The organism is Bradyrhizobium viridifuturi (assembly GCF_001238275.1).
Taxonomy (GTDB): Bacteria; Pseudomonadota; Alphaproteobacteria; order Rhizobiales; family Xanthobacteraceae; genus Bradyrhizobium; species Bradyrhizobium viridifuturi.
Genome location: NZ_LGTB01000054.1, coordinates 18,366 through 42,928, shown reverse-complemented (window position 1 = coordinate 42,928; position 24,563 = coordinate 18,366). Strand labels below are relative to the sequence as shown.

Annotated in this window: 20 protein-coding genes and 2 pseudogenes; 16 read left to right on the top strand and 6 right to left on the bottom strand. The window is 61.0% G+C overall.

The genetic code is table 11. The features are described from left to right. The first annotated feature begins 225 nt into the window (after window positions 1-225). From ALC15_RS36040 to ALC15_RS36030, 3 genes and pseudogenes are all read left to right on the top strand, one after another. Window positions 226-1,286: pseudogene (locus ALC15_RS36040) on the top strand (DUF7146 domain-containing protein). 377 nt (window positions 1,287-1,663) lie between these two features. After that, window positions 1,664-2,587 carry a DUF2493 domain-containing protein gene (locus tag ALC15_RS36035; protein WP_050631384.1) on the top strand — a complete coding sequence of 308 codons (924 nt, stop codon included), beginning with the start codon at window positions 1,664-1,666 and terminating at the stop codon, window positions 2,585-2,587. A 947-nt stretch (window positions 2,588-3,534) separates the two neighbouring features. After that, window positions 3,535-3,858, top strand: a complete 324-nt coding sequence (locus ALC15_RS36030; RefSeq protein ID WP_050401225.1) for a DUF736 domain-containing protein — start codon at window positions 3,535-3,537, stop codon at window positions 3,856-3,858. Window positions 3,859-3,995: 137 nt separating this feature from the next. Here ALC15_RS36030 and ALC15_RS36025 read toward each other — a convergent pair whose 3' ends face one another. Next, entirely contained in the window at window positions 3,996-5,321 is a 1,326-nt protein-coding gene (locus ALC15_RS36025) for a DUF3422 family protein (RefSeq protein WP_050401226.1), read from the bottom strand. 1,494 nt (window positions 5,322-6,815) lie between these two features. Next, the gene (locus ALC15_RS45605; RefSeq protein ID WP_488240850.1) at window positions 6,816-7,088 is read right to left on the bottom strand and encodes a hypothetical protein; all 273 of its coding nucleotides are present in this window, start codon (window positions 7,086-7,088) and stop codon (window positions 6,816-6,818) included. A gap of 715 nt (window positions 7,089-7,803) precedes the next feature. Between ALC15_RS45605 and ALC15_RS36010 the strand changes: the two genes are divergently transcribed. Next, window positions 7,804-9,765 carry a putative bifunctional diguanylate cyclase/phosphodiesterase gene (locus ALC15_RS36010; RefSeq protein WP_050631382.1) on the top strand — a complete coding sequence of 654 codons (1,962 nt, stop codon included), beginning with the start codon at window positions 7,804-7,806 and terminating at the stop codon, window positions 9,763-9,765. A gap of 321 nt (window positions 9,766-10,086) precedes the next feature. On the opposite strand, the gene ALC15_RS36000 is transcribed toward ALC15_RS36010, so the two are convergent. Beyond that, on the bottom strand, window positions 10,087-11,334 hold the full coding sequence (locus ALC15_RS36000) for a type II toxin-antitoxin system HipA family toxin (RefSeq protein WP_050631380.1): 1,248 nt from the start codon (window positions 11,332-11,334) through the stop codon (window positions 10,087-10,089). Next, complete coding sequence (locus tag ALC15_RS35995) at window positions 11,327-11,662, bottom strand: helix-turn-helix domain-containing protein (protein ID WP_050401231.1); 336 nt, start codon at window positions 11,660-11,662, stop codon at window positions 11,327-11,329. The genes ALC15_RS36000 and ALC15_RS35995 overlap by 8 nt, the downstream gene beginning before the upstream one ends. An 896-nt stretch (window positions 11,663-12,558) precedes the next feature. On the opposite strand from ALC15_RS35995, the gene ALC15_RS42475 reads away from it, so the two are divergent. Next, window positions 12,559-12,837, top strand: a complete 279-nt coding sequence (locus tag ALC15_RS42475; protein ID WP_083992262.1) for a helix-turn-helix transcriptional regulator — start codon at window positions 12,559-12,561, stop codon at window positions 12,835-12,837. A 75-nt stretch (window positions 12,838-12,912) separates the two neighbouring features. On the opposite strand, the gene ALC15_RS44335 is transcribed toward ALC15_RS42475, so the two are convergent. Beyond that, a complete protein-coding gene (locus ALC15_RS44335; RefSeq protein ID WP_157348492.1) occupies window positions 12,913-13,149 on the bottom strand; it encodes a transposase in 237 nt (78 codons plus the stop codon). A 278-nt stretch (window positions 13,150-13,427) separates the two neighbouring features. On the opposite strand from ALC15_RS44335, the gene ALC15_RS35990 reads away from it, so the two are divergent. From ALC15_RS35990 to ALC15_RS42465, 3 genes are all read left to right on the top strand, one after another. Further along, window positions 13,428-13,892: a DUF2840 domain-containing protein gene (locus ALC15_RS35990; RefSeq protein ID WP_050401232.1), complete on the top strand. Its 465-nt coding sequence runs from the start codon at window positions 13,428-13,430 to the stop codon at window positions 13,890-13,892. Beyond that, the gene (locus ALC15_RS35985) at window positions 13,889-14,401 is read left to right on the top strand and encodes a S26 family signal peptidase (RefSeq protein ID WP_083992260.1); all 513 of its coding nucleotides are present in this window, start codon (window positions 13,889-13,891) and stop codon (window positions 14,399-14,401) included. The genes ALC15_RS35990 and ALC15_RS35985 overlap by 4 nt, the downstream gene beginning before the upstream one ends. A 191-nt stretch (window positions 14,402-14,592) precedes the next feature. Further along, complete coding sequence (locus ALC15_RS42465) at window positions 14,593-15,288, top strand: lytic transglycosylase domain-containing protein (RefSeq protein WP_244486410.1); 696 nt, start codon at window positions 14,593-14,595, stop codon at window positions 15,286-15,288. 145 nt (window positions 15,289-15,433) lie between these two features. Here ALC15_RS42465 and ALC15_RS45600 read toward each other — a convergent pair whose 3' ends face one another. Continuing rightward, the gene (locus ALC15_RS45600) at window positions 15,434-15,709 is read right to left on the bottom strand and encodes a hypothetical protein (protein WP_050401233.1); all 276 of its coding nucleotides are present in this window, start codon (window positions 15,707-15,709) and stop codon (window positions 15,434-15,436) included. Window positions 15,710-15,746: 37 nt separating this feature from the next. On the opposite strand from ALC15_RS45600, the gene ALC15_RS35975 reads away from it, so the two are divergent. The 8 genes and pseudogenes from ALC15_RS35975 to ALC15_RS35935 all read left to right on the top strand — a co-directional run bounded on the left by ALC15_RS35975 (window position 15,747) and on the right by ALC15_RS35935 (window position 24,562). Further along, a complete protein-coding gene (locus tag ALC15_RS35975) occupies window positions 15,747-16,634 on the top strand; it encodes a transposase (protein WP_210168617.1) in 888 nt (295 codons plus the stop codon). 526 nt (window positions 16,635-17,160) lie between these two features. Continuing rightward, window positions 17,161-18,924 carry a relaxase/mobilization nuclease domain-containing protein gene (locus ALC15_RS35965; RefSeq protein ID WP_050631377.1) on the top strand — a complete coding sequence of 588 codons (1,764 nt, stop codon included), beginning with the start codon at window positions 17,161-17,163 and terminating at the stop codon, window positions 18,922-18,924. Between the two features lie 37 nt (window positions 18,925-18,961). Further along, a pseudogene (locus ALC15_RS35960) lies at window positions 18,962-20,948 on the top strand (conjugal transfer protein TraG). Between the two features lie 6 nt (window positions 20,949-20,954). Then, window positions 20,955-21,380, top strand: coding sequence for a ribbon-helix-helix domain-containing protein (locus ALC15_RS35955; protein WP_050401237.1), 426 nt, complete (start codon window positions 20,955-20,957; stop codon window positions 21,378-21,380). A gap of 132 nt (window positions 21,381-21,512) precedes the next feature. Next, window positions 21,513-22,841 (top strand): MFS transporter, encoded by a 1,329-nt coding sequence (locus ALC15_RS35950; RefSeq protein ID WP_050631376.1) that lies wholly within the window; start codon window positions 21,513-21,515, stop codon window positions 22,839-22,841. A 215-nt stretch (window positions 22,842-23,056) separates the two neighbouring features. After that, window positions 23,057-23,971, top strand: coding sequence for a P-type conjugative transfer ATPase TrbB (gene trbB / locus ALC15_RS35945; protein WP_050401239.1), 915 nt, complete (start codon window positions 23,057-23,059; stop codon window positions 23,969-23,971). A 55-nt stretch (window positions 23,972-24,026) separates the two neighbouring features. Next, complete coding sequence (locus tag ALC15_RS35940) at window positions 24,027-24,299, top strand: TrbC/VirB2 family type IV secretion system protein (RefSeq protein ID WP_244486413.1); 273 nt, start codon at window positions 24,027-24,029, stop codon at window positions 24,297-24,299. Next, window positions 24,299-24,562, top strand: a complete 264-nt coding sequence (locus ALC15_RS35935) for a VirB3 family type IV secretion system protein (protein WP_050401241.1) — start codon at window positions 24,299-24,301, stop codon at window positions 24,560-24,562. Before ALC15_RS35940 ends, ALC15_RS35935 begins: the two co-directional genes overlap by 1 nt. The last annotated feature ends 1 nt before the right edge of the window (window position 24,563 follow it).

Genomic DNA, 24,563 nt, shown 5'->3' with positions numbered 1-24,563 from the left:
GATAGCGCGGCACACGCCAACGAACGCCATTTGCCGCCGAAAGCGAGAGCGAGAGCTGGACAGGCTTGTCCGCGAACGGGTTGGAGGCCGAGAGAGGCTCCCGGCCGCCCGGTTCGGAGAAGCTGACATGGCAAGCGCCGTTTGGAAGATCAAGCTGTCGCCGTCGCGCGACATCCTCTTAAGCAAACTCAACTTGATCCCTTTCGTTGAGCGGGAGGACGCGTGATGGTCTTTGATGTCTCAGAATTGGTACGCCGCCTCGCACGCGAGGCCGAGGGCGTATGCCGACACTATCTGTCCAATGGCAAGCGGGTGGGGCGGTACTGGGTGGTTGGCGACGTTCGCAATACGCCAGGACGCTCGTTGTTCGTACGGCTCCAGGTATCGACAAAGGGGCCCGCCGGAAAGTGGACCGATGCCGCCACCGGAGAACATGGGGACCTGCTCGATATCATCCGCGAAAGTATGGCTTTACGCGATTTTCGCAAGGTTGCCGAGGAGGCGCGACGCTTTCTAACGCTACCTCGTTGCGAGCAGCAAGCCGCCCCGAAAGCCGACGCTCCAGCGGCGCGAGCCGGTTCGCCGCAAGCCGCCCGTCGCCTGTTTGCAATGTCCAGCTCCATCGACGGTACGGTGGTCGAAGCTTATTTGCGGCGTCGCGGAATAGTCAGTATCCACCATAGCGGCAGCTTGCGCTTCCATCCACGTTGCTACTATCGACCCGACGAGCATTTGCCGATGGAAACATGGCCAGCGATGATAGCCAGCGTCACGAATCTTGATGGGCGGATATGCGGCGTGCATCGCACCTGGCTCGATCCGGACGGCTTTGATCGCATCCGGCTCGGCAAGGCTCCCATCGACACCCCACGGCGCGCCATGGGCGACTTGCTCGGTAACGCTGTTCGTTTCGGCCTGGTGGATGATGTGCTCGCTGCCGGCGAGGGCATCGAGACCATGCTGTCGCTGCGCTGCGTCCTGCCGACCTTGCCGATGGCTGCTGCGCTTTCGGCCAATCATCTCTCAGCCATGTTGCTGCCGGCTGGCTTGCGTCGGCTCTATATCGCCCGTGACGCCGATGCCGCCGGAGACGCCGTACAAGCCATCCTTACCCGGCGCGCGGAGGACGCCGGCGTGAAGCGATCTCGCTATCGCCTTGGCTCGGCGACTTCAATGAAGATCTGCATGTCTTCGGCCTTGAGGTTCTCCGGGCAGCGTTGCGGCTTCAACTTGTTCCTGACGATGCCGCCCGCTTCCTGCGCTCGTCCACGATCGAGGCCGGGTAGTCGCGGTAATTCGACCGATGGCGAAAGATCGGTCATAGCCGAACCCAATTGGCGGAGAGGACGCGACCTTCGGCCCTTCTAGCGGGCGATCGGACGGCAAGCGGCCCGGGCCGGCAATGGCTGCGTCCGGCCATTTTCCGCCGCGCGCAGGCAATGAGAAGACACGATCGCGATTTGGCGAGCGCGCTTTGCATCGCGAAGCAAAATAGCCGGTCTTCGCCATCCTCCGCTGCCGCTTCGGCCCTTCGCTTCCACCCACGCCCTGCGGGCCTGGGCGGACAAGCCGCTCCGGGTTCTGGCCCGTTCCGCCCGCCGTCTGAGTGATCGCCACGAAGGCCGCGATGGGCGCGGCCGCTCCGCCAAAAGGATCTCTTGCGATGACCGACCACGACGACATCGAACCGACGCATGCCCCGTCTCCGAGCGAACACGTCCTCACCGAATTGCAGCTCTTCGGCTATCGCCCCTTCGACGACCAGCCAGATCCAAGACCTCTTCCCGAGGGCCGGATGATCGCCGGTACCATCGTCGATATGTTCGACGTGCTGGTCGCCACGATGAGCAATACGCGGCTTGAACCCGATCTCAGCGAACTCCTCTGGTCAACAGTCAACCTGTTCCACCGGGCCGTCGATCGTATCGAACGACAGCTCGACGACAATGAACAAGCGCAGCACAAAAGCCAGCGGGAGCAGAATGGGTCAGAGGTGCGATCGGTCGAGCTCGAGCGCCTGACGGCGGAGGGCATCACCCTGATCGAGCGCCGAAATTGCCTGGAACTCTTCCGCGACCAGGCGATGGAGCAGTTTGAGGTTCACACCGGCTCGTCCTGGCGTCCTCGGTCGGGCTCGCTGGTGAGCCACCGCACGCTCACGGCAGCGATGATCGACTCCCGCGACTTCATCGCCGCCAAGCGCCGCTCCCAAACCGAGGTCATGTTGCCGGCAGGACCGAAGATCGCACTCACCGGCGGGCTCGACTTCAACGACCACCGCCTCATCTGGGATCGCCTCGACAAGGTTCACGCCAAACATCCCGACATGGTCCTGCTCCATGGCGGCTCACCCAAGGGGGCCGAACTGATCGCTTCCAAATGGGCGACGAGCCGCAAGGTGACCCAGATCGCATTCAAGCCCGACTGGACGAAGCACGCCAAGGCAGCCCCCTTCAAGCGCAATGATGCCATGCTCGAGCTCTTGCCGATCGGCGTCATGCATTTTCCGGGTACGGGAATCCAGGACAACCTCGCCGACAAGGCGAGGCGTTTCGGCATCCCCGTCTGGAAATTCGGTGGCGCGTGAGCGCCGTCTTTTCCAAACTATCGAGCGGAGCTGGACGCCTGTCACTCCGGCGCGTCCAGCTTTGGTTCCAAAGTCGCGGCTTGCGACGGTGGTGGAAGACGCCTTCCTAATCCATCCGAATGAAGCCGCCACCATGCTCGCGCCTGGTCTTGTTCTGACCACACCACGCATTGGCTCGTTATGCCGCGCCGCCTTAGTGCGGTCAGTGGCGGCCTGGCCTTTTCCGTCGCACCTGGTGCTCACGCTTGCGGGGATCGGGCTGCTGACGCGTTTTGCGTTGGCGGCGCGACATGGACGCAGGTGACTGTTCTTGCTTGCGAAGACCCGCCTGTTGGAGCCGGCTGAACTGGTGGGGCAACAGTCTCAACCTTTCTCATGGCCGCAACGCGCGAATGATGATCCATCGTCACCTTCTTCATCGAACAGGTTGCGCAGGATCGGTATATTGAACGGTGGCAAGTGGCTGGAGTGAGAGCTATCGCGAGCCCCTTCGCAGCGCTTCGACCAGGCTGCGCGGATCTCGGCCGGACCCATCCCTTCGCTTGGCACGGTGAGTCGTTCTCGATTGTTCTCTCATCACGACATCGCCCTTTGCGGCAGGTTGTTTCTCTTTGTTCGCCGATTCGTTCCAACCTCTTGTGCAGCCCAACCGAGATTTGCCAAGTCTTCTCCCGAGCTTGCGATCCAGCCCGCGGACGCACGTGGCCTCTTAGATGGCTTGATCTGGCCGAAGACCGGCTCCGCCTCGATCGTCTGAGCCGCAACGCCGTTGATGCGACTTTCTTCCCCTGGGCTTCGCCCATTCCTCGCGAGCCAAGAAAGTCGCCACAACGGCGTCCTCCGCTGCGCTCCGGCCCGCAAGGGGTGCGTCGCCGATCGTCCTCGGCCTTTAGATCGCCATCGAGGCCGCGGTGGTCGCGGGCTCGAAACACAACAGGAGAAGTGACATGGCTAACATCGGTACTTTCAAGAAGGTGGGCAACGATTTCCAGGGCGAGATTGTCACCCTGAGCCTGCAAGCCAAGGGCGTCCGTATCGTCGCCGAGACCAACCGCTCCAACGACAACGCTCCGAGCCACCGCATCTACGTCGGCCGGGCCGAGATCGGGGCCGGCTGGTCCAAGCGCTCCAACGAGGGTCGCGACTATCTGAGCCTCAAGCTCGACGATCCGAGCTTCACCGCTCCGATCTTCGCCAATCTCTTCGCCGACGAGGAAGGCGAGGGCTTCAGCCTGATCTGGTCCCGCCCCAGCCGTCGCAACGGCGACTGACTCGATCCACGATGCCTCGCCCGGCTGGTCCGGGCGGGGCATTACCCTGCGCGGGAGATGGCCGCGATCTTGCGGCAGCGTCGCACCACGACCATGCGAGCGTCCCCGGACGGACGCACCGATTCCCTCGAGGAGATCTAGTCGTAAGTAACCGAGGGCGCGTCGTCGTGCTTGAAGTGTCGCTTTCGGACATTGTAACTCACCAGCCAGATGACGCCGACCGCGATCGGCACGAAGGTTGCGGTCAGGAACGAGGGCTCTACTCGCAGTCCGACATGATGCGCGCCCTTGGCAAGATAGCTAAACAGGCTGACCACATAATATCCTATCGCCGCGACCGACAATCCCTCGACCGTGCACTGCAGCCGAAGTTGCTGTCTCGCGCGCTCGTTGATGGCCTGCAACAGGTCACGATTCTGTCGTTCGATTTCGACGTCGACCCGAGTTCGCAACAGATCGGCGGTACGCGCGAGCTTGACCGAGAGAGTCGCCTGACGATCCTCCACGGTCGCGCAGGTTCGCATCGCCGGCGCCATGCGGCGCGCCAGAAACGACGACCAGGTTGGATAGCCCGAGACATCGTTGCCCTCAATGATGGACAGTCGCGATTGGACCAGCTCGTTATAGGCCCTGCTGGCGCCGAAGCGAAACAGGCTGCCGGTCGCGCCTCTTTCGAAAGATGCGGCCAGCGCCGTCAGCTCGGCAAGCAGATGGTTGTTGAACTGCAGCCCTTCACCGCTTTGCATTTTCTCGAGTGCCTCAACAAGACGCCGGTCGATGCGATCGACGGATGGTGCAAGCTCAAGGGCCGTCGACAAGCCAAGAAGCGCCAACGGACGGTAGGTCTCGATTTCCAGGAGCCGTTGCACCAACGCTCCGAGATCGTGCGACGTCAACCCGAGGTCGCAGACGAGGATTTTCGTGAAGCCTTTTTCGTCTACGCGGAAGTCTGAGGCCGCTACACCTGCACCGCTCTTTGTGGCAACCATGGCCAGGCTGTTCTTGTCAAAAATCTGTTCGGCCCGCCTGGTCGGCGAGGCGTCCTGCTCCACTTCTAGCCTGATCGCGACCAGCAACTGTCCAGTCTGACGCAACGCGCGGATCAGCGATCGGACGGTACCATCAACTTTGTCAAATTGGTCTGCGGCAGAACGATTTGCGTTAGTCCAGATCCAGGTGAATGTTGTGAATTCCGAATGCTGCTCCCAGCGTAGCGTAGCTGGACCAATGACAATCTGATGAAGTTTCGCCGATTGCTCAGGCGGCGTAAGATTGCGCTCGAGGCAAAAATCGATAAAGCGGCAGCGATCGCTCGTGGCCGCTTCGCCCTGTGCAAGAAAAGCGAAGTGGATCACGCTGAAGGGCGAAACCAGGCGCGTGAAAGGGCGCGCGTGCACTTCGCCGAGCACAGCGTCGCGTTGCGGATGTCGCGTGAAGGTTCGCAGATCCAGTTCATCAATCATGTATTGACGCCTTGCTTCAGGGCGAGCAGGCAACCGTCAGCCTTGACGCGGAAGGCAATGGCGGTGCTGGGGGTTCCGCGGCCAGGTTACTGATCGAGCCATGTCGACGATCATTACCGAGGCCGCATTGATCGCGGGAAAGGGGTCTCGCGGGAGGAGGGTTAGGCCAGGCAGATTGACATGGAGCAGCCTCATCCAGCTTTCGAATGAAGCCATTAAACGGCATCTGCCGGGTACGGCCCGGTGTCGATGACGAAATGCCGGCGTCGCGGCTCACTAAGTGTAGCGGTGCGCCGGCAAGCCCTTTCGCGACCTTGACGGTGGCCCACCGCACCATCCGACGAATGCTTGGATCTACACGGACATGGTTGTCTGTCTCCGAATCCCACCGAGATCGCCCACCACCGAAGGCGTGCCGCGTGAAAGTGAACATGCGCCGGCCCTCTTCTGAGCGCAATTGTCCGGTCGCATGACCGATGCCGCGCGAGGTCGTGGCAAGCAGGAACGTCTTGCGTTCTCCCAGCGTGGTGCAGACAAACGACCTCGGGCGCGGCAACCGCATTGTCGATTGACGGATCAAGGCCCAAACGCGAATCCCATCTTGTTGCCATCGTTAAGCTTCCTGGCGCAGATAGCCGGTGCAGGATTTGGGCCAGCATTATTCAAGGGGCGCTCCCGCGTCGTTTTTACGCAATGTGGCTTTCGAAGACAGTCGGAGGCGGGTTTCAGACATGAAGCGCGCTTGTCCGACAGAATGCGCACGTGGCACAGGCCGCAGGCAATTGCGTGTTTTCGGCCAGGTGATCGCCCGGAGGCTGCCATTGTTTGAGTGGCCACGCTCTGGCCGGATTTGTCGATGCGGAGCTCTGCGAGTGACCGCGCCCGGACCCGCGGGACAAGGGTTCGGCGATGGGCTGATAACGTCACGTCGAGTGAGGTTGACTGGATCACGCAGCTGGAGCTCTCGCCGTCCTCGTCTTTGTTGCGTCACTCAGAGCAGCGCAAGCATCTTCGTTGGGCCGGCTTCTCAGCGGGACTCGGCGTCGCCGCGTTGTCCTTGATGTCAGCTCTGTCTGGATCGAGCGCACGAAACGACCTCTTCGATCGATGGATCTGCCCGAAGGACGGCTGTGCCTCGACCGACCGATGCGAAGTCATCGGCCTACAACCGGTGCTGGAGGTTAGCCGGCTAAGCGTCCGACCGAGAACGTTTCGTAATCAAGAACGACTGGCTGGCCCGGCGGCGGCAACTCAGACTGCGAGCTGAAACGTTCGTAACTTGCCGGACTATGCGTTCGGCAAAAAAGTCGTTTCCGAAGGAGGAGTCCCTACGAAGTCTGATACACGTTGGGTTCTCTACAGCCGCGCCCACAATTTTGGTCGGCGCTCGTCAAAGTTCGCAAAGAAGCCAATTACCTTCAGCAATGGGTCTATGGCCGCCACCTCTGGAAGCAGAATGGCTGCTGCCGGGAGCATTGGACAAACCGCCTATTGTTAAGCGAGGAGCTCGTCGAGCGCTTCAGTGAGTTTGTCTACATCAACGTTATTGTCGCACGAATCGGTCGAGATGCTTGTTACACTCTCGGCATCGCTGTCCTTGGTGTCCCGAGCTTTAGAGAGATACAGTGCAGGTTTATCCGCGCGCTGCCATTCACCGTCACCATTCTTAGTCCACTTTTCGGGATGCTGGGCAGGGTCAAGAACCATGTTCGCTTGATCCAGCTCAACAAAACCCATCGCCGCGAGACGGGATTGCGCTCGATACACGCCGAAACATGATCATTGTCGAGGGATTGAGGTATTTCGTCTGGTCGATTCCGAATTGGCTGCCCTGTTGCGAGCGGTTCTGGACGAAGTGTGCGAAGATGTATCGCGTCACGAGAATGGCGCTCGAACTCATGTCGCCTGCAGACTCCTGGAAGCCGCCAGCCGCGGAGGATTGGCATGCCAGTCGTGAGGCCCGCCAAACACCGGCGCGGCAATCAGCGCAGATTGCGGTTCGCCTGCTGGTTGCGCTCCAGGGTAAGAGAGCTGCAGTGCGATTTTGACACGCTGAAAATCGTTGGCACCTTTGCCGAAAGATCGCCCCTTTTAGTGGCTGGCGTGCCGTGCAGCAGGACAGCGATCCGCGAGGCACGCAAAGAGAAAGTCGTCGGAGCACGCGCCCCAACCGCGGAATGCGCGCGGCCGCCATCCCTTCGTCAGGCCCGATCGATCTCGCACCCAGCCGTTCTATTCGGCGGTGCTGATGCTTTCCGCATGCGAGTAAGCTCTGATTTGCGATCCGATAAAACGATGGTTCTGTACGAAACGAACGGAGTTCGTCTTCAATTTTAACCGGTCCAAGCTTCAGCAATGAATCCGGTGCGTCGGGAGGTGTCGCGAGGCGTTGGTACAATCAAGAGTTTATCTTTTGTCAAAGATTTGCCGCGACCTTCCAGAGCTGGCGCCAACGTTACAACCAGTCCTGCAGGGTCCCGGAATGAGAGCATATCTGAACTCCTGGCTTTCGAAGCTCCTAGCCGGAGATTTGGCGGCATTTGGCGGGCCGGTCACTGATGAAGCGGTTGCAGGATACATTCGTGCCGAGCAGATCTCCCTCGTGCTTGGCTATTCGCTGGGCATCATGCTGGCCAACGCCTGCAATGCGACCGTGCTCGCAATTGCCCTTTGGCATTCGCCCGACAGAAACGTTGCCCTGATCTGGGCGGCGACTGTCGTCTGCGGCGCGCTATCGATAGGCCTGAAAGCGCGTTCATCACGACTGATGACGAAGCCTCAGTTCGTGTCGCGCCAGGCCATGCACCGGCTGGTACGGAATGCGCTGGTTCTCGGGACCGCCTGGGCAATTGTGCCGGTGGCTTTCTTCGCGAACGCATCCAATGGCGGGCAGCTCGTCATTACATGTCTCTGCTCTGGAATGCTTGCAGGTGGCGCATTCGCCTTCGCCACGATTCCGGCGGCGGCAGTTGCGTTCACGGCTCCGATCTTTGTGGGTACGGCAATTTGCCTCGGCAAGAACGACGATTTCGCCTATCTGCTCGTCGCTATCCTGGTCGTGGCCTATGGCTTCGTGCTCCTGCGCGGCGTTTTCGCCCATTCCTTCGAATTTACCAGACGCGCTATTGCTCAACTGGAGGCCGAAAGGAGGGGCCGACGGGATACCCTGACCCAACTTCCGAACCGTTTTGCCTTCAATGAGAGCTTAGAAGGTGCCCTCAATAGGCTCGCCCGCACGGGCGAGGAATTTGCGGTTCTTCTTCTCGGCCTCGATCGCTTCAAGGACGTGAACGACAAATTCGGCCACCTCGCTGGCGATGAATTTCTCGTGCAGGCGGCGGTGAGACTACAGCGATGCGTACGGCAGACCGATACCGTTGCGCGCATCGGCGGTGATGAATTTGCGCTTGTTATGACCAATCTGACCAAGGTGGAGGACGCCTTGGAAATCGCCGAGCGGTTTGTCGGCGCCTTCGCCGAACCATTCGCGATCGAAAGATGCGAGATCGCGGGCGCGACTAGCATCGGAATCGCAGTGGCCCCGCGCGACGGCGACGTACCTCATGTGCTCCTGAGGAATGCCGACATTGCGCTCTATCGTGCCAAGCAGGCGGGGCCGGGAACGATCTGCTTCTTTGAGATCAACGACGACAAATCAGCGCACGAGCGCAGGGCGCTGCAGCGGGATCTGGAGTTCGCGATCGACAGAGACGAACTGTTCCTCCTCTACCAACCGTTCTTTGATATTCACGCGAACCGAATCACCGGCTTTGAGGCGTTGCTTCGCTGGCGGCATCCTGTCCGTGGAATAATTTCCCCGACCGAGTTCATCCCAATCGCCGAAGAAACCGGACTGATCCACGGAATCGGTGAGTGGGTGCTCCGACGCGCATGCGCGACGCTATCGAACTGGCCGTCGGACCTCAGGGTCGCCGTGAATTTTTCGGCGGCTCAATTTCATAACACCGGCATCCTGCAGACAATCGTGCAGGCCCTCTCCCAAGCCAGAGTTGCTCCTCATCGTCTCGAAATCGAAATAACCGAGTCGATGCTGATCTCGAAGTACGCGCCGGCGTCATCGATCCTGACGTCACTCCTGCAATTGGGAGTGACGGTGGCACTTGACGATTTCGGAACGGGATATTCGTCGCTGACTTATTTGCTGAAACTGCCTTACACTCGCATCAAGATCGATCAGTCTTTCATACGGGACATGCTGAGGCGACCGGATAATGCGGCGATCGTAAAATCGATCATCGCACTGACGCGGGACCTGCGGATCGGCGTGGTCGCCGAAGGCGTCGAAACGACCGAGCAACTCGACTATTTGCGTCAAACCAATTGTGATGAAGTGCAAGGATACCTCATCGGTCGACCGGTCGCGGAGGATCACATTTTCGCTCTGCTCCATCAAGACAAGCAATGGTCGACGCCCGCCGCTTGAATGACGCGGTCGCTGCGTTATGCCGATAGTGGTGAACATCCGCATCCCGAGGTGGAGTATACGAGCAGCGGCGACTGCATTTGTCGAGAGGCGCTCACCCGGCGCCAGCACGTTGACATGAGACAGGCTGCGAAGGGCGCCGAGGCGAGGGATGGCGTGGCCGGCTTCCGGGTCCCTGACATGGCTCGCCTCTAACGAGGCGGTCGCCGCATCGCCCTTGCAGGTCGCGACGAGCGCTTGGTGTCGGCTGCCTCGAGCTTTGTCTGCCGCCGGTGATGGGGCTCGCTGTCGCTGGCTCGAAGCTGTGAAGGAACGTTCTCGTCATTGCGCCAGCGCCCGTTTTAGATCCTCGTGCTCGAAGGCGCTAGCCATGCGGTTGATTTCGGCCGTGCGGGCGCCGACCGTCTTAGCGGTTTCGCGCCAGGTTGCCGTCACGACGGCGACGTCTTTGATAATCGCGCGGGCCTGCGGCAGCGTGAGCGCGAAAAACTCCGATGCGGCCTCCAGCAGATCGAGCGAGCAGGTGCCCTCGTCGAGATCGATGTTCGTCGATAACACCCGGGCCTTGAGATCAGTTGGAACGGGATTGAGGTCGTATGCCGGCGAGAGAGACCATCCTGCCTTTCCCAACCACAGGAAACCGTGGTTGCGGAGGTGATCGTCGACATTGGAGATCAGCACGTTGAAGACGACACGCCGATAAAGGGCATGGGCATCCGTTTTCCCTTGTGCGCCGTGTTGAGCAAGGGCATCGACGATCTCCGGATAGCTGCCGCGCTCACCGTCCTTGGCGCCCATCATCGCCATCGCCGACAGGAACGGGATGCGGATCGCACCGTCGCGATCGAAGCGCCGCGACAGCATGACCGGCTTGCCGGCGACGTCGATCAGTTCGTGTTGCGGAGTGGCGATACCTGCCTGGCCAGCCAGCCGCAGTGCGATCTCTTCCCAGGTCTCCATGCTATAGTCGTCAGTCTCCTTCGGGAATTTTGCGATGGAGAGGCGACCATGTTGGTCAATGACTGAGGCCTTCGGGCGCCCGCCGCCGAGGGAAGAGCCGGGGGCAAAGATGAGTTGGAGATCCTCATCTGTTTCTTCATCCCGGAGAATCCGCTCGGTGATTTGGAGCAACCGGCCGAGTTCGATCAGGGCAGGAACGCCGGCCCGGGCCGGTGCCTGGAAAACGTCGTCGTCGATCCAGCGGAAACGGAGCGCGCCTAGCCGGCTCTCGTCGGCGACGCCCAGCAGATAGTCGCTTTCCGCAAGGGTGCGAACGGCACGGCCCTCGTGTTCGGCGAGGCGGCGCTCGGCGCGCTGCATGAGGCGGCGGCCCCAGGTGTCCGGCGCCGAGTCGCCAATGGAGCCAAAGATGGCTAATCGGGCGGGAGGAGCGAATGCGCCGCGTGTCAGTGCAAGTGCGGGCTCGAGCGAGAAGCGATCCGGATTCTCAAGCCATGCAGCGTCGTACTCGAAGAGGATGGTCTCCGCGCCTCTGACGCGATTGCTCCTCGCCAACCCTATCGGGCGCATGCGACCGTCCAGATCGATGTGCACCTCGAAGTCAGCCATCGTGGGATGGTCCGGTTCGCCGCTTGAGGTGGACGTGCTTGGGAAGCTGCGCGCTGGCAAGGGCCTGGCCGACGCTGTCGTTGCTGATGTCGGCGACCTGACCCAGCCCCTCGAGCAGGCCGAGCGCCTGCAGCACGCCGGCGTAGATGCCGATGCTGACGCTGGCGTCACCGGCTTCGACCCTTTGCAGGGTCGATCGGGACGTGAAGGCGCGCTCGGCCACGACCGCCATCGGCAGCCGTCGGCGTCGACGGGCATCATGGATGTCCGCCCCAAGCTTGCGTAGCGCGCGTCGTACCGCAGCGGGAGGATTGTGTGGCGTAGGCATATTTGACGTCTTTGCGCTTCATATTTGGTCAATATGTAGCAGGAAGATTACAATTTTCCTAGCTGGCAAACCGGGAAGCAGAATAACATAAGGTACTATTTTACCCCGCTCGCGGCTGCCGGCCATGAGTTTCCGACTTCGGCGGCCCCTCGCTCCGGCTTTCACACGGCGGACTGGCTGCAATTTCTGTCAGTCCGACTGAGCCATCTGCTTCCGTCAGGATTCGATCGATTGGCAAGCCATGCCAGGGCACAGCCTCGATCCGAGCGGATCATTTCAATTTTGAGCAAGAGATACCAGCCGAGCGTGGCCGCACGTCGAGCCTCGCTCTTGCTTGAGCATGACCGTGCCACGGACCCGCGGAAGATATTGCTCGATCATCTCAGGCACCGCCGGAGCGCTCCTCAAGCTCTGGACCGTGAGTATTTCGCTCCAAGTTCATCGCATCAAAGGTGCTGCGGAACGTGAGCTTTCGGATATCCATCGATTTTGGAAGCGCACGTCGAGGTCCACTTCGCCGAATAACGGTCAGACGGTAGACGCTCACATAGCGGCAGCTCGCCCTCCGCAACGGGTCGCGGATGTCCGAGCGCCCGCCGCGCATTGCTGAGGGATGGCGTCCATCGAATCATCGCCGGAGCGCTGCTCGGCAAAAAACGCATTCCGACCGCGCTCAGAAGACATGGTCCCTCGCAATCGAACGATCCGAGGGGGCGGAGCCTCGCTCTGACAGATCGGCGGCCATTGAAAGGCTTCTGCGGCGAGTGCCTTCGATGGGGGTATCGAAAATCACCGCATCATCTTCGGCATCCCCCTAAGCACCTCTACTCCGCGATCGTGGCAGTCGACGCGCGGCGAACCTCGTACGCGCTCCAAAGGAGCACGGAGCTTTTCAAATGTCCGATCCGAACACGGATAAGCCGCCGCGTTACTTACGCACGTCCGAAGCCGCGCGCTTCTTGAGCTTGTCCGGCCGCACCTTGGAGAAACACCGAACCTACGGAACCGGTCCCGAGTATCACAAGATTGGCGGACGCGTGGTCTATTCAGTAGCTGACCTGACAGCATGGGCCAAACTCGGCAAGAAGAAGTCAACCTCGGATCCTGGTGTCGGCACCGTACTGCCCGCAAAACGGCGTGCGCCAATTCCCTATGCGGGCAAAGAGCGGCGCTAGGCCATGTCCGTTAGCAAATCCTCAGCGCACCGCCGCCGGTGTCGCGGCGCACTTCAGATCCTTGTTCCCGGCGAGCTACGGGCTCCCGAGACCCGGCTTGAAATTGTCGGGAATGCTCGTCAGGATCGTGATGGCCGCCTTGTGCTGCATAGCCCGCGTCAGTTCGTCGCCGCATTTGGTGATGCTCCCGATGCGACCGGTTTGTCCGGATTGATGGCGCCGTGGCGCCAATCCGAAATCGGCCCGGACGTTGGTCGATTTCCTAGATCGTCTCGGATCCAGCGACACGTCGTACCCTGCGTGCAAGTCCATCCTTCGACTTCGTCGCCGACGGCTGGAATGCGCGGCGCACTCCAGCCGCGAATCGTTGCGCGGCATCGTCGCCGTAGCGTGGCATGCAAGGGGGCACAACTCAGTACTGCTGCTAGCCATATATACTTGGGCTTCTTTCTGGCGAACCAAGCCTCAACTTTCATGGGAACTGACTGGCAACGTCAGGCCGCCAGGCCTGCTCACCTTCAGAAGAGGCACACGCGTTTCGCTAAGCCCAAGGCATACCGTTCCCGATTCGAGCGTCAGGGAGCGGCGGCATGAACGATCTCACGGAAGTGGAAGTTTTGTGGCTCGAGAAGCGTATCGAAAACCGCATTCGGTTCGGTCATGTTGTCAAGGAACGAAAGGTTGATCGTCACCGCCGTGTCCTGTCATTTGCACCGGGCAGCATCTTTGCCTTCGTCCGTTGGACATCCAACGACTTTGGCACGATCATCTCGCGGATTGACATCTTGCGCGCGGTCGCACCGGGACAGCGCTGCTCGACCGTACCGTATGTGAGGCCCGGCGGAGAGATCGTGCTGCGGCTCTCTGGCTGGCCGAAGGTCGAGCGCGTGTTGCAGACGATCGATGCCGTCGAGGCGCTTGGAATCGATCCGGCTGACGTCGCTCCCGATCATTGGCATCACGTTCATAACCGTCTGTCCGTCAACGAAAACCCGCGTCCATACACGAGAACGCGCCACCAGGCCTGGCTCCATCGTCGCAGAGTGATGCGATGACGAGCCGCCTGATGACGCTGACCACGACGCTTGCGGCCGCTGCCGCACTCATCGCGACGATCGTCCTGGAGCCACTTCCACTCTACATTTGGAATGCATCGGCAAGCGTGCCAATCGGTCTCTACAGCCTACGACCGACGAAGCGCTTCCATGTCACCGAGCTGGTCGCCGTTCAACCGCCGGAGCCGCTCGCGACCTTCCTCGATTTGAACGGCTATCTACCGGTCGGGGTCCCCATGCTAAAGCGGGTCTTGGCACTCCCCGGGCAGACGGTCTGCAGAAGCGGGCTCACGATTTCGGTGGATGATGTTGCGGTGGGCGAGGCGAAGGACCGCGACGGACGCGGCCGGCCGCTGCCCAAATGGCAGGGCTGCCGCGCCGTCGGCGAAGGCGAGCTCTTTCTCATGAATTGGCAGTCGGACGACTCCATGGACGGCCGATATTTTGGCTTTCTTCCGGCGTCGGCGGTGATTGGCTGTGCGCTCCCGGTCTGGACCTGGGAGGAGTGACCGTGCGTGTTCTACGTGTTTATCCCGCCATTCCTCGGTTGGATCGGTTGCGGGACCATTCCTCCGTCCCAGCCGACGTTCGCAAGCCTGGCGGGCGCAGCGGTGGTCCAAATGATCAGCGCGAAGCTGCTTTACGCCGCACGGGCGCGAGCACGATATCAGACTTGGCTCGGTCAGGTGTGCCTGTTTGGGTGGTCGCGTCGCTGCTGCTTGCTCTGACCGCATCGGACACTACCGCTCTGGCCAAAAACGGGTCCGCCGCGCTCCCAGCGATCTGTCGAACCAACCACACGCTTCCGGCCTTCATCGAAGAAGCCTCACGACGCTTTGCGATCCCGGCGCGGTGGATATGCTCGGTATTGAGCATCGAAACTGCTGGAGACATGCATGCTAGGTCGCCCAAGGGCGCAATGGGACTGATGCAGATCATGCCGGCGACTTGGGCGGAACTACGCCAACGCTATGACCTAGGAAGCGATCCGTACGATCCGCGTGACAACATTCTGGCCGGCACGGCGTATCTCCGTGAACTGCTCGACCGCTACGGTTCGCGCGGCGCTTTTGCTGCGTACAACGCGGGACCAACTCGCTACGAAGAACATCTCGCGGGAGCACCTTTGCCAGACGAGACGCGAGCATACGTGGCAAAGCTAGCAAATTTGCTTGGCATTCAACTGCCGCCGACGTGTACCGCGAGCTGGAGGTCATCAGCAGCCGCGACGCTGTTCGTTGAACGAGCTGAGCGGATGGAAATCCGCGGTAGGCCGACATCGTTCGCGCTCTCGCGCTGCGCAACGATTGCAATCTCGTCGCCCGATGTCTCGCAGATGGCCCCCAGGCGTACTGGCGTTTTTGTAGCTCGATCGGACTCGAGGGCATTACGATGACCAGTAATGGCTTGCTTCAGCAATCAATCGGCGGAGGAGCGAGAGCAGTGGGCAGGCAGGACATGTGCGTCCGGGGGCTACACAGGACGTCACGTCTTGACGAGACTAGCGGCCTCGGCCGGCAATGCGTCGACTCGGCGAGCTCCTACTCTGTGCGGGGCCCTGCCATGGCAGATGCCGCTTTCGCGATCACTGCTTCGGCGCACTCGATCGCGGCGCGGAAGTCCTCGCTCTTCCAGGTATCAACCGAATGGCCGTCATCGTACGACTCGTCTGCGGCGTCTCGCGCGCGTGAGACCAACTCGCGAAGCACCGCAATGGCTTCGGCGACCAGCTTGGCATTCAACTCATCGCGGGAAGACCGCGTCGTCACCTCTTTAGATTCACCGCATCGCAATTGTGAACCTTCAGGCAACGTCATCGCAATAAATGACTATTGCGATTGCCTACGGAACTTGATGGCAGAGCGGCCCTTCAAATCGGGCTTCGAGAAACCGGTGCACAGGAATAGCCGCCGTGTGGGCGAATCCGACAGCCCGGTGCAACGACTTAGCTGGTCGTTGCCACATAGGAGAGCTCCGATGCGGCTTTTCGTTGGGTCGGGCATCGGTCTTGTGGAGACCAGTCTTTGCATCGTCGATGGCGAGGGTCTCGCCGTTCGCGAGGTCAAGGTTAGGCTGCTCAAGCGCAAACTGATCGACTTCGAAAACAACATTCGTGCGCTGCGGGCCTATGGTTTGCTCGTTGGAGCGGTCGCCCGTGGCGCCTTGGAGGCCCGCGTCCGCGAGCTGATCGAGCGCAGCGATCCGATCTTCGTAATGACCATTAGAGCCATGTCGGATGTGCTCCGCGCCATCCTTGAGCGTTATGATCGGCTGCATCGTGTGCTGCTGCAGGTGGTCCAGCATGATGCAGGTTGCCGGCGCCTGATGACGGTTCTGGGCGTCGGCCCCGTTGCGACCCTGTCGTTTAATGTCGGCTTCGATGATTCCCGGCGCTTTGCCCGATCGCGATCGGTAGGCGCACATTTTGGCTTGGCGCCGAGACCGCACCAGTCCGGCATGTCGATCGATCATGAAGTGCGCATCAGCAAACAGGGCGACGTCGCAGTGCGCGAGTCGCTTTGCGAGGCGGCCGCAAGCCTGCTGCTGCGGGTCAGGAAACGGTCGGCACTGCCGGCGTCGGGCCTGTGGATCGCCAAACGGTCGAGCATGCTGTGCGCTATCACCGCGGTCGCGCGCAAGCTTGCGAGCATTCTGCCTCGGATGTGGGTCAGTGAGACCGACTTCCACGTCCGGTTCGGCGCCAAGATCACGCAACGGCTGCGGTTGAAGCCTGCACGGTAGCCGCGGTGCAGACTACGACGGATTAGCGCTGGGTTTGCGCCCGGCATGTGGAGGAGGAACGAAACTAGAGATCCGCGCGGTGAGCGTCCCCTGGCGGGGCCGCGAAACGGGGAATGTCCGCTATCTCTTGCCTGCTCGCGCCCTTCGGGACGGGAGCCGGACTGCTTATGAACCTGATGAAGAGCATGCGACGGCCGAAGTGCTGAACGCGAAGGAACGCATGGACCCCGCCTGGTGACTGCAACCACAAGCGCGGCGTGGTGACGTTTGTGCGTTGTCGATGGAGAGAGTCTGTCATGGCTGAAGTGCGAAGAGTCGAAGAAAAGCGTAGGAATGAGTTGACTTTGAACGCCCGATTAGGAAGGCGAGATAAAAGGGGCTCGCCGGTCGAACCACAAGCCATTGACATGGCTTGGGTTCCGGCGTGCCGGTCGGTCGGGGCGCGTGCCGCGCCTAAGACTTTCCCCAGAACATTCAAACATGTTTTCGGCACTGTAGGTGTCGCTGCGTTCTTCGAGGCCCGGTCATGACCGCAGGCGACAGCGACCTGCGAATTCGGCCTGGGCGCATTCGCAGTACACGCGCGCCAAAGCCCAAGAGCTTCATCAACCAGGTGCTGCGGGCGACGAAGAAAGCGGGACACACCTCGGGTCAGACGGTAGCCGGCAGGCGTTCGGCGGCCCATGGACGCTCGACGTTTGGCCGTGGTCGCCTCGCCTTTAGCCGCGCCAGATTGTTCAGCTCGACGCGGCGCGTTGTGGTGAAAGCGCGCGTGGTCCGGCACAAAGGGCGAGCCTTCCGTTCAGCACCACTGACCGCCCACCTCTCGTATCTGAAGCGCGACGGCGTGACCCGGAGTGGTGAGCGGGCCGAGATGTTTGATGCTGGCAGCGACCGTGCTGATGGCCTGGCTTTCGCAGAACGGTGCACGGACGACCGGCATCATTTCCGCTTCATCGTCTCGCCAGAGGATGCCGGTGACATGACCGACCTGAAGGCCTTTGTTCGCGATCTCGTCAGGCAGATGGAGACCGATGTCGGCACGCGGCTCGATTGGGTTGCTATCGATCATTGGAACACCGACAACCCTCACGTCCACCTTCTCGTTCGGGGAGTAGATGTGGAGGGGGCGGATCTCGTGATCTCCCGCGACTACATCAGCCAAGGCCTGCGCTCCCGCGCCGAGGAACTGGTCGCCTGCGAATTGGGTCCAAAACCGGAGCACGAGATCCGCAATTCGCTAGAGAGGGAAGTCACAGCGGAACGATGGACGCGGCTCGATCGGGAGATCCGGCTGGCGGCCGATGAGACCGGCACTATCGATCTTCGCCCGGAGAATTCCGGCAAGTCCGATCCCGAGATCCGGCGCCTGATGGTCGGCCGCCTTCAACACCTGGAGAAGATGGGTCTTGCTGCACCCGCCTCGCCGGGGGAGTGGATGGTCGGGCTCCAGGCCGAGCGCAATCTTCGCGACCTCGGCATGCGTGGTGATATCATCAAGACCATGCACCGCGTCTTTACCAACCGCGGGGAAGCGCGCGGCGTTGCCGACTACGTCATCGAAGGCGAACAGCCGACGTCCCAGCTTGTCGGACGCCTGGTCGACCGTGGACTGCATGACGAACTGACCGGCGAGGCCTATGCCCTGATCGATGGAATAGACGGACGCGCGCATCACGTGCGCTTCCGAGGGCTCGAAGCTTTCGACCACGCACCCCCGATCGGCGGAATCGTCGAAGTCCGACGCTTCGGTCAAGCCGACGACCCGCGTCCCACCCTGGTGCTCGCGACCCGTTCAGATCTCGATCTTGGTGAGCAGGTCACCGCGAAGGGGGCAACCTGGCTCGACTACCGGCTGGTCGAGCGCGACCCCATGCCGCTCGCCATGGGAGGATTTGGGCGGGAGACCCGCGACGCCATGGAAGCCCGTACCGAGCATCTGATCCAGGAGGGCCTAGCGCGGCGGCAGGGTCAACGCATTATCTTGCAGCGCGACCTCCTGAACACGTTGCGCCGGCGCGAACTGGACGAGGCTGGCGCAAAAGTCTCGGCCGACATCCGCCTACCACAAGTAAAGGCTGACTCCGGGGAGCATGTGGCGGGCACGTATCGCCAGCGGCTGACGCTAGCCTCGGGACGCTTCGCCATGATCGATAATGGGTTGGGCTTTCAGCTGGTGCCCTGGTCGCGTGAACTCGAAAAGAAGCTTGGCCAACACGTCACCGGCGTCGTGAAGGACGGTGGGGGCATCGAATGGGGCTTTGGTCGGAAGCGTGACCTCGGTCTCTAGCAATCTCTCCAATCAAGTTGCGGAAGGGACGTTCGGAATGTCCGGAACCAAAATCCTCTGGGGACAGGTGATCGTTGTCGGCCTGATCGTTCTGCTGGCTATCTGGGGAGCAACAGAGTGGACGGCTTGGCGGCTCGCCTATCAACCGGAGCTTGGCCGGCCCTGGTTCGAACTGTTGGGCCTCAAGATCTATTACCCACCGATCTTCTTTTGGTGGTGGTTCGTCTACGATGCTTATGCGCCTCAGGTCTTTGTCGAGGGAGCCTTCATCGCCGCGTCCGGGACCTTCGTTTCGATCGCGGCGGCGATCGGCATGTCCGTGTGGCGTGCGCGTGAAGCCAAGAACGTCGAGACCTATGGCTCGGCGCGCTGGGCTGATGCGGAAGAGGTTCGAGCGGCGGGACTTCTTGGTCCGGACGGTGTGGTACTCGGCGAACTCGACCGCGACTACCTCCGTCATGACGGACCGGAGCACGTGCTATGTTTCGCGCCCACCCGGTCCGGCAAAGGCGTCGGTCTCGTCGTTCCCTCTCTTCTTGCATGGCCGGGTTCGGCCATCGTGCACGACATCAAGGGCGAGAACTGGCAACTGACCGCCGGATTCCGCTCGCGGCATGGCCGCGTCCTGTTGTTCGACCCCACCAACCCAAAGTCATCAGCTTACAATCCGCTCCTCGAAGTCCGACGCGGGGAATGGGAGGTTCGAGACGTCCAGAACGTGGCCGACGTCCTGGTCGACCCCGAAGGCTCGCTCGACAAGCGGAACCACTGGGAGAAGACCAGTCATTCGCTCCTAGTCGGCGCCATACTCCATGTTCTCTATGCTGAGGCAGACAAGACCTTGGCCGGCGTCGCAGCTTTCCTATCTGATCCGAAGCGGCCGATCGAGGCCACGCTAAAGGCGATGATGACCAGCCGGCACCTTGGCGAGCATGGTGCCCATCCCGTGGTCGCTTCAACCGCGCGCGAACTCCTCAACAATCCGAGAACGAACGTTCAGGCGTCCTGTCCACCGCGATGTCGTTCCTCGGCCTTTACCGCGATCCCGTCGTGGCCCAGGTGACCTGTCGCTGCGACTGGCGGATTGCCGATCTGATCGCAAATAGCGACCGGCGACGCTTTACCTTGTGGTGCCACCTTCCGATATCTCGCGAACCAAACCATTGATTCGTCTGGTGCTGAATCAGATCGGCCGGCGCCTAACTGAGGACTTACACGCCCGCGATCGCCGGCATCGCGTTCTGATGATGCTCGACGAGTTCCCGGCACTCGGACGGCTTGATTTCTTCGAGTCCGCGCTGGCCTTCATGGCGGGATACGGCATCAAGAGTTTCTTGATCGCGCAATCGCTCAATCAGATCGAGAAGGCCTACGGCCCCAACAACGCCATTCTCGACAATTGTCACGTCCGCGTCAGCTTCGCGACCAACGACGAGCGGACGGCCAAAAGGGTGTCCGACGCGCTGGGTACGGCGACCGAGATGCGAGCGATGAAGAACTACGCCGGGCACAGGTTGAACCCATGGCTGGGGCACCTCATGGTGTCGCGCCAGGAGACGGCGAGGCCGCTATTGACCCCCGGCGAAGTCATGCAGCTTCCACCGATGGACGAGATCGTCATGGTGGCGGGCACGCCGCCAATCCGGGCGAAGAAGGTCCGCTACTACGAGGATCAGCGATTTACCGAGCGTGTCTTGCCACCGCCCGATCCGGCGGCATCAGGTCAGTCATCGCGAATGGACGGATGGTCAACACTTGGAACTCTGAAGCCGACGCGAGGTCCAACTGACAAAGCCGCGGAGGCCGAGGAAGATGCGGCGAACAGCGGGCTCCGTCGTGAGCCCGAACTCCCCGATCATGTCGCGATCGCTAAGGAGACGACCGAACCGACGCCGGCAGAGGAATTTGCGGCCGTTCTTGACGACGACGAGGATGCCATCCGTCAGTCCCGGTTCATACGCCAGCAGATGCGCGGTGTCGCCCGTCAAGTCGCCATGGACCCGAATGACGGTATGGAGCTCTGAGGTAATATGCGCGACCGGATGAACGTCTACTTCCCACCGGAGATTCTGAAACAGATCTCGGAGCTCGCCGATCGCAAGAAGCTTTCCCGGTCTGCGATCGTAGAGGCGGCGGTTGCCTCGTTTCTATCGCCGGACGGCGCGGACAGGCGGGAGGCAGCGTTTACCCGGCGCCTAGATCGGCTTTCCCGTCAGATGCAGAGACTGGAACGCGACGTCGGTTTGACCGCCGAGAGCTTGGCCCTGTTCATCCGTTTCTGGCTGACGATCACGCCACCGCTACCCAACGACGCGCAGGTGGCCGCACAGGCAAAGGGCCGGGAGCGCTTTGAAGGATTTGTCGAGGCGCTCGGTCGGCGTTTGCAAAAGGGGCAAAGCTTTTTGCGCGAAATTCCAGAAGATATACGCCGTCAGGAACCGGCTGAAGAAATCTGATTGAACCATGTAGAAAGAGCATTTCGCCGGTCTTTCTTTTTCTACCCCAGCCTACGACCGCAGCGATTTAGCCGAACTGACAAAAGCTGGACGCGCTATCGGCTCGAGCGAGCTGAGAGCAAAGGGGCCAGCATGCAAATTTTAACAGCATGGCGTCGAATCGCGCGCGTCTTTCTGCCTTTTGCAGCGGGGTCCTATTTCTCTTATCTGTTTCGAACGATCAACGCTCTGATCGCCAGCCATCTCAGCTCGGATATCGGCGTTGGTGCTGCTGATCTCGGGTTGCTTACGTCAGTCTATTTTTTTGTTTTCGCAGCGGTTCAGATCCCCATCGGTATTCTATTGGACCGCTTTGGTCCGCGTCGCGTACAGAGCGTTTTGCTGTTGCTCGCAGCACTCGGCGCCGGACTATTCGCGGTATCGAACGGCTTCCTACTCCTCTTGGTCGCGCGCGCAATGATCGGGCTTGGTGTCGCGGCGTCGCTCACGGCAGGACTGAAGTCCATCATCCTTTGGTTCCCCAGGGAGCGAGTTGCGTTGCTCAATGGCTACATGATCATGTTGGGATCGCTTGGAGCGGTGACCGCCACGGCTCCCGTCGAACACCTGCTCGCCTGGATGGGCTGGCGGCAGCTCTTTGACATCATGGCCCTCGCGACCGGTGCGACAGCTATTCTCATCTACGTCGTAGTGCCTGAACGAGGAGTGGCCCCATCAACAGCGGCCGCTTCCCTGAGCTCCGTCTTCAGCGATCGGCGCTTTTGGCGAATGGCACCGTTGTCGGCGACTTGCGTTGGATCGTCCTGGTCCCTGCAGGGATTGTGGGCATCGCCGTGGCTGACAGACGTCGAGGGGTTTGACCGTTCAAGTCTTGTCAGGCAACTGTTCATAATGTCGATCATGCTTGGCGGCGGTGCCTGGTTGTTCGGCATGACGGTCCATCACATCAAACGAAGGGGAATCGGGGCGGAGACGGTATTAGCGATCGTTGCAGTCTTGCTTATCGCAGCCGAGCTGGCCTTGATCCTGCGAGCGCCTCTGCCGTCCATTTTCCCTTGGTCCGTTGTCGCAATTGCCGGAACGGCGACCGTGGTCAGTTTTGCGGTAATTGCGGATTACTTTCCGCCTGAGCTTGCTGGTCGTGCCAATGGCACTTTGAACGTCTTGCACTTTGGCTGGGCCTTTCTGGCACAATCTGCAACAGGCCTGATCCTAGAGCAATGGGTGAGGAACGATGGCCATAGGCCCGTCCAAGCCTATCAAGTCGCTTTTGGTCTCAACGTAGTACTGCAGATCGCGACGCTGGTCTGGTTCGCGCTGCCCTGGCGCCGATCCATCGCTTCGTGGATAAGTTCAATCCTCTTCTTCAGGCCGGCTGACACTCGCTGCGCTGTCGAGTCAGTTGGGTTGTATGAGGACTCGGTCATCCTCTTGCCCGCGAATGACGATGTGGAGTGGTAAGCAAGCCACTCCCAGCGAACCGTCACCTCGAGTATCAATTCTCAGACTTTCTTTTTCTACGCTAGTCCACGATCGTTGAAGCGGCTTGTTGCGCCACGTCCATCGATGCCTTTTCTAATCATCCCATCTTAGGCGCCCCGTAGGCGCCTCGTTTAGTGGGGGCGGCGGTGGCAATTCATTCCATTCAATCGGAAGCGAATTCGCGCGGCGCGCGAATGCTGCGCAGCGCGCTTGGCTCTGCGATTGCCGGCTACCTCGAAGACGAGGCGATCATCGAGGTGATGCTCAATCCGGATGGACGGTTGTGGGTCGACCGGTTGTCGAATGGCCTGATCGACACAGGCGAAACTTTGTCGGCCGCAGACGGCGAGCGCATTGTTCGCCTGGTAGCGCACCACGTAGGTGCGGAGGTGCATGCCGGCTCGCCGCGGGTCTCGGCCGAATTGCCTGGGACAGGCGAGCGCTTCGAAGGGCTATTGCCTCCGGTCGTTGCGGCACCGGCCTTTGCTATCCGCAAGCCGGCCGTGGCGGTGTTCACGCTCGACGACTACGTCGCCAGGGGGATCATGACCTCGGAGCAGGCGAGGAATCTGAGGGACGCGGTCGCGGCACGGAAGAACATCCTCGTCGCCGGCGGGACATCGACCGGCAAGACAACCTTGACGAACGCGCTGCTGGCCGAGGTCGCGAAGAGCTCCGATCGGGTCGTTCTGATCGAAGATACGCGCGAACTCCAATGTAAGGCGCCTAATCTCGTAGCCTTGCGGACCAAAGATGGGGTGGCCACGCTTTCCGACCTGGTTCGCTCGTCGCTGCGATTGCGCCCGGATCGCATTCCGGTTGGCGAGGTTCGCGGTGCCGAAGCGCTCGACCTGCTCAAGGCCTGGGGCACCGGTCACCCCGGTGGCATCGGGACTATCCATGCGGGCAGCGCGCTCGGCGCGCTGCGGCGACTCGAGCAACTCATCCAGGAAGCCGTCGTCACGGTTCCGCGCGCCCTGATCGCGGAGACCATCAACCTCGTTGCCGTGCTTGCGGGGCGCGGCGGTGACCGTCGCCTCGCTGAACTCGCCATCGTCACTGGGCTCGGCGCCGCCGGTGACTACAACCTTTCATCAGCAGGAGACTGACATGCGCCCGCAATTTCGTTTTCTTCGAGATGTCGCTTCACTGACCGCGTCCGGGATGGTTCTTTTGGCGTCAGCACCGGCGTGGGCTGCCGGCTCGAATATGCCGTGGGAGCAGCCACTCAATCAGATATTGCAGTCGGTGGAGGGGCCTGTCGCCAAGATCATCGCCGTCATCATCATCGTCGTGACCGGGCTCACGCTCGCGTTCGGCGACTCGTCGGGTGGTTTCCGCAGGCTGATCCAGATCGTGTTCGGCCTGTCGATCGCATTTGCCGCCTCGAGCTTCTTCCTGTCGTTCTTCTCCTTCGGCGGCGGCGTGGTGATCTGATGGATGAACCTGTCACAGGCTTTGTCGTGCCCGTTCACCGCGCGCTCACCGAGCCGATCCTGATGGGCGGCGCGCCGCGGTCGGTTGCGATTGTCAACGGCACGCTTGCGGCAGCTCTTGGATTGGGATTGCGGCTCTGGATCGCGGGTCTTGCTCTCTGGTTCATCGGCCACATGGCCGCCGTCTGGGCCGCCAAACGCGATCCCGCCTTTGTCGATGTGGTGCGCCGACATCTGCGCATTCCAGGCCATCTCAACACCTGAG

Excerpts from the sequence above, each read along its gene's own strand:
- ALC15_RS35940 (WP_244486413.1), top strand. The coding sequence starts at position 24,027 with ATGGTTCTTTTGGCGTCAGCACCGGCGTGGGCTGCCGGCTCGAATATG.
- ALC15_RS36035 (WP_050631384.1), top strand. The coding sequence starts at position 1,664 with ATGACCGACCACGACGACATCGAACCGACGCATGCCCCGTCTCCGAGC.
- ALC15_RS36000 (WP_050631380.1), bottom strand. The coding sequence starts at position 11,334 with ATGGCTGACTTCGAGGTGCACATCGATCTGGACGGTCGCATGCGCCCG.
- ALC15_RS36010 (WP_050631382.1), top strand. The coding sequence starts at position 7,804 with ATGAGAGCATATCTGAACTCCTGGCTTTCGAAGCTCCTAGCCGGAGAT.
- ALC15_RS36025 (WP_050401226.1), bottom strand. The coding sequence starts at position 5,321 with ATGATTGATGAACTGGATCTGCGAACCTTCACGCGACATCCGCAACGC.
- ALC15_RS35985 (WP_083992260.1), top strand. The coding sequence starts at position 13,889 with ATGACGAGCCGCCTGATGACGCTGACCACGACGCTTGCGGCCGCTGCC.
- trbB (WP_050401239.1), top strand. The coding sequence starts at position 23,057 with ATGCTGCGCAGCGCGCTTGGCTCTGCGATTGCCGGCTACCTCGAAGAC.
- ALC15_RS35950 (WP_050631376.1), top strand. The coding sequence starts at position 21,513 with ATGCAAATTTTAACAGCATGGCGTCGAATCGCGCGCGTCTTTCTGCCT.
- ALC15_RS35990 (WP_050401232.1), top strand. The coding sequence starts at position 13,428 with ATGAACGATCTCACGGAAGTGGAAGTTTTGTGGCTCGAGAAGCGTATC.
- ALC15_RS42475 (WP_083992262.1), top strand. The coding sequence starts at position 12,559 with ATGTCCGATCCGAACACGGATAAGCCGCCGCGTTACTTACGCACGTCC.
- ALC15_RS35975 (WP_210168617.1), top strand. The coding sequence starts at position 15,747 with ATGGCAGAGCGGCCCTTCAAATCGGGCTTCGAGAAACCGGTGCACAGG.
- ALC15_RS35995 (WP_050401231.1), bottom strand. The coding sequence starts at position 11,662 with ATGCCTACGCCACACAATCCTCCCGCTGCGGTACGACGCGCGCTACGC.
- ALC15_RS35955 (WP_050401237.1), top strand. The coding sequence starts at position 20,955 with ATGCGCGACCGGATGAACGTCTACTTCCCACCGGAGATTCTGAAACAG.
- ALC15_RS36030 (WP_050401225.1), top strand. The coding sequence starts at position 3,535 with ATGGCTAACATCGGTACTTTCAAGAAGGTGGGCAACGATTTCCAGGGC.
- ALC15_RS35935 (WP_050401241.1), top strand. The coding sequence starts at position 24,299 with ATGGATGAACCTGTCACAGGCTTTGTCGTGCCCGTTCACCGCGCGCTC.
- ALC15_RS45600 (WP_050401233.1), bottom strand. The coding sequence starts at position 15,709 with ATGACGTTGCCTGAAGGTTCACAATTGCGATGCGGTGAATCTAAAGAG.
- ALC15_RS44335 (WP_157348492.1), bottom strand. The coding sequence starts at position 13,149 with ATGGACTTGCACGCAGGGTACGACGTGTCGCTGGATCCGAGACGATCT.
- ALC15_RS35965 (WP_050631377.1), top strand. The coding sequence starts at position 17,161 with ATGACCGCAGGCGACAGCGACCTGCGAATTCGGCCTGGGCGCATTCGC.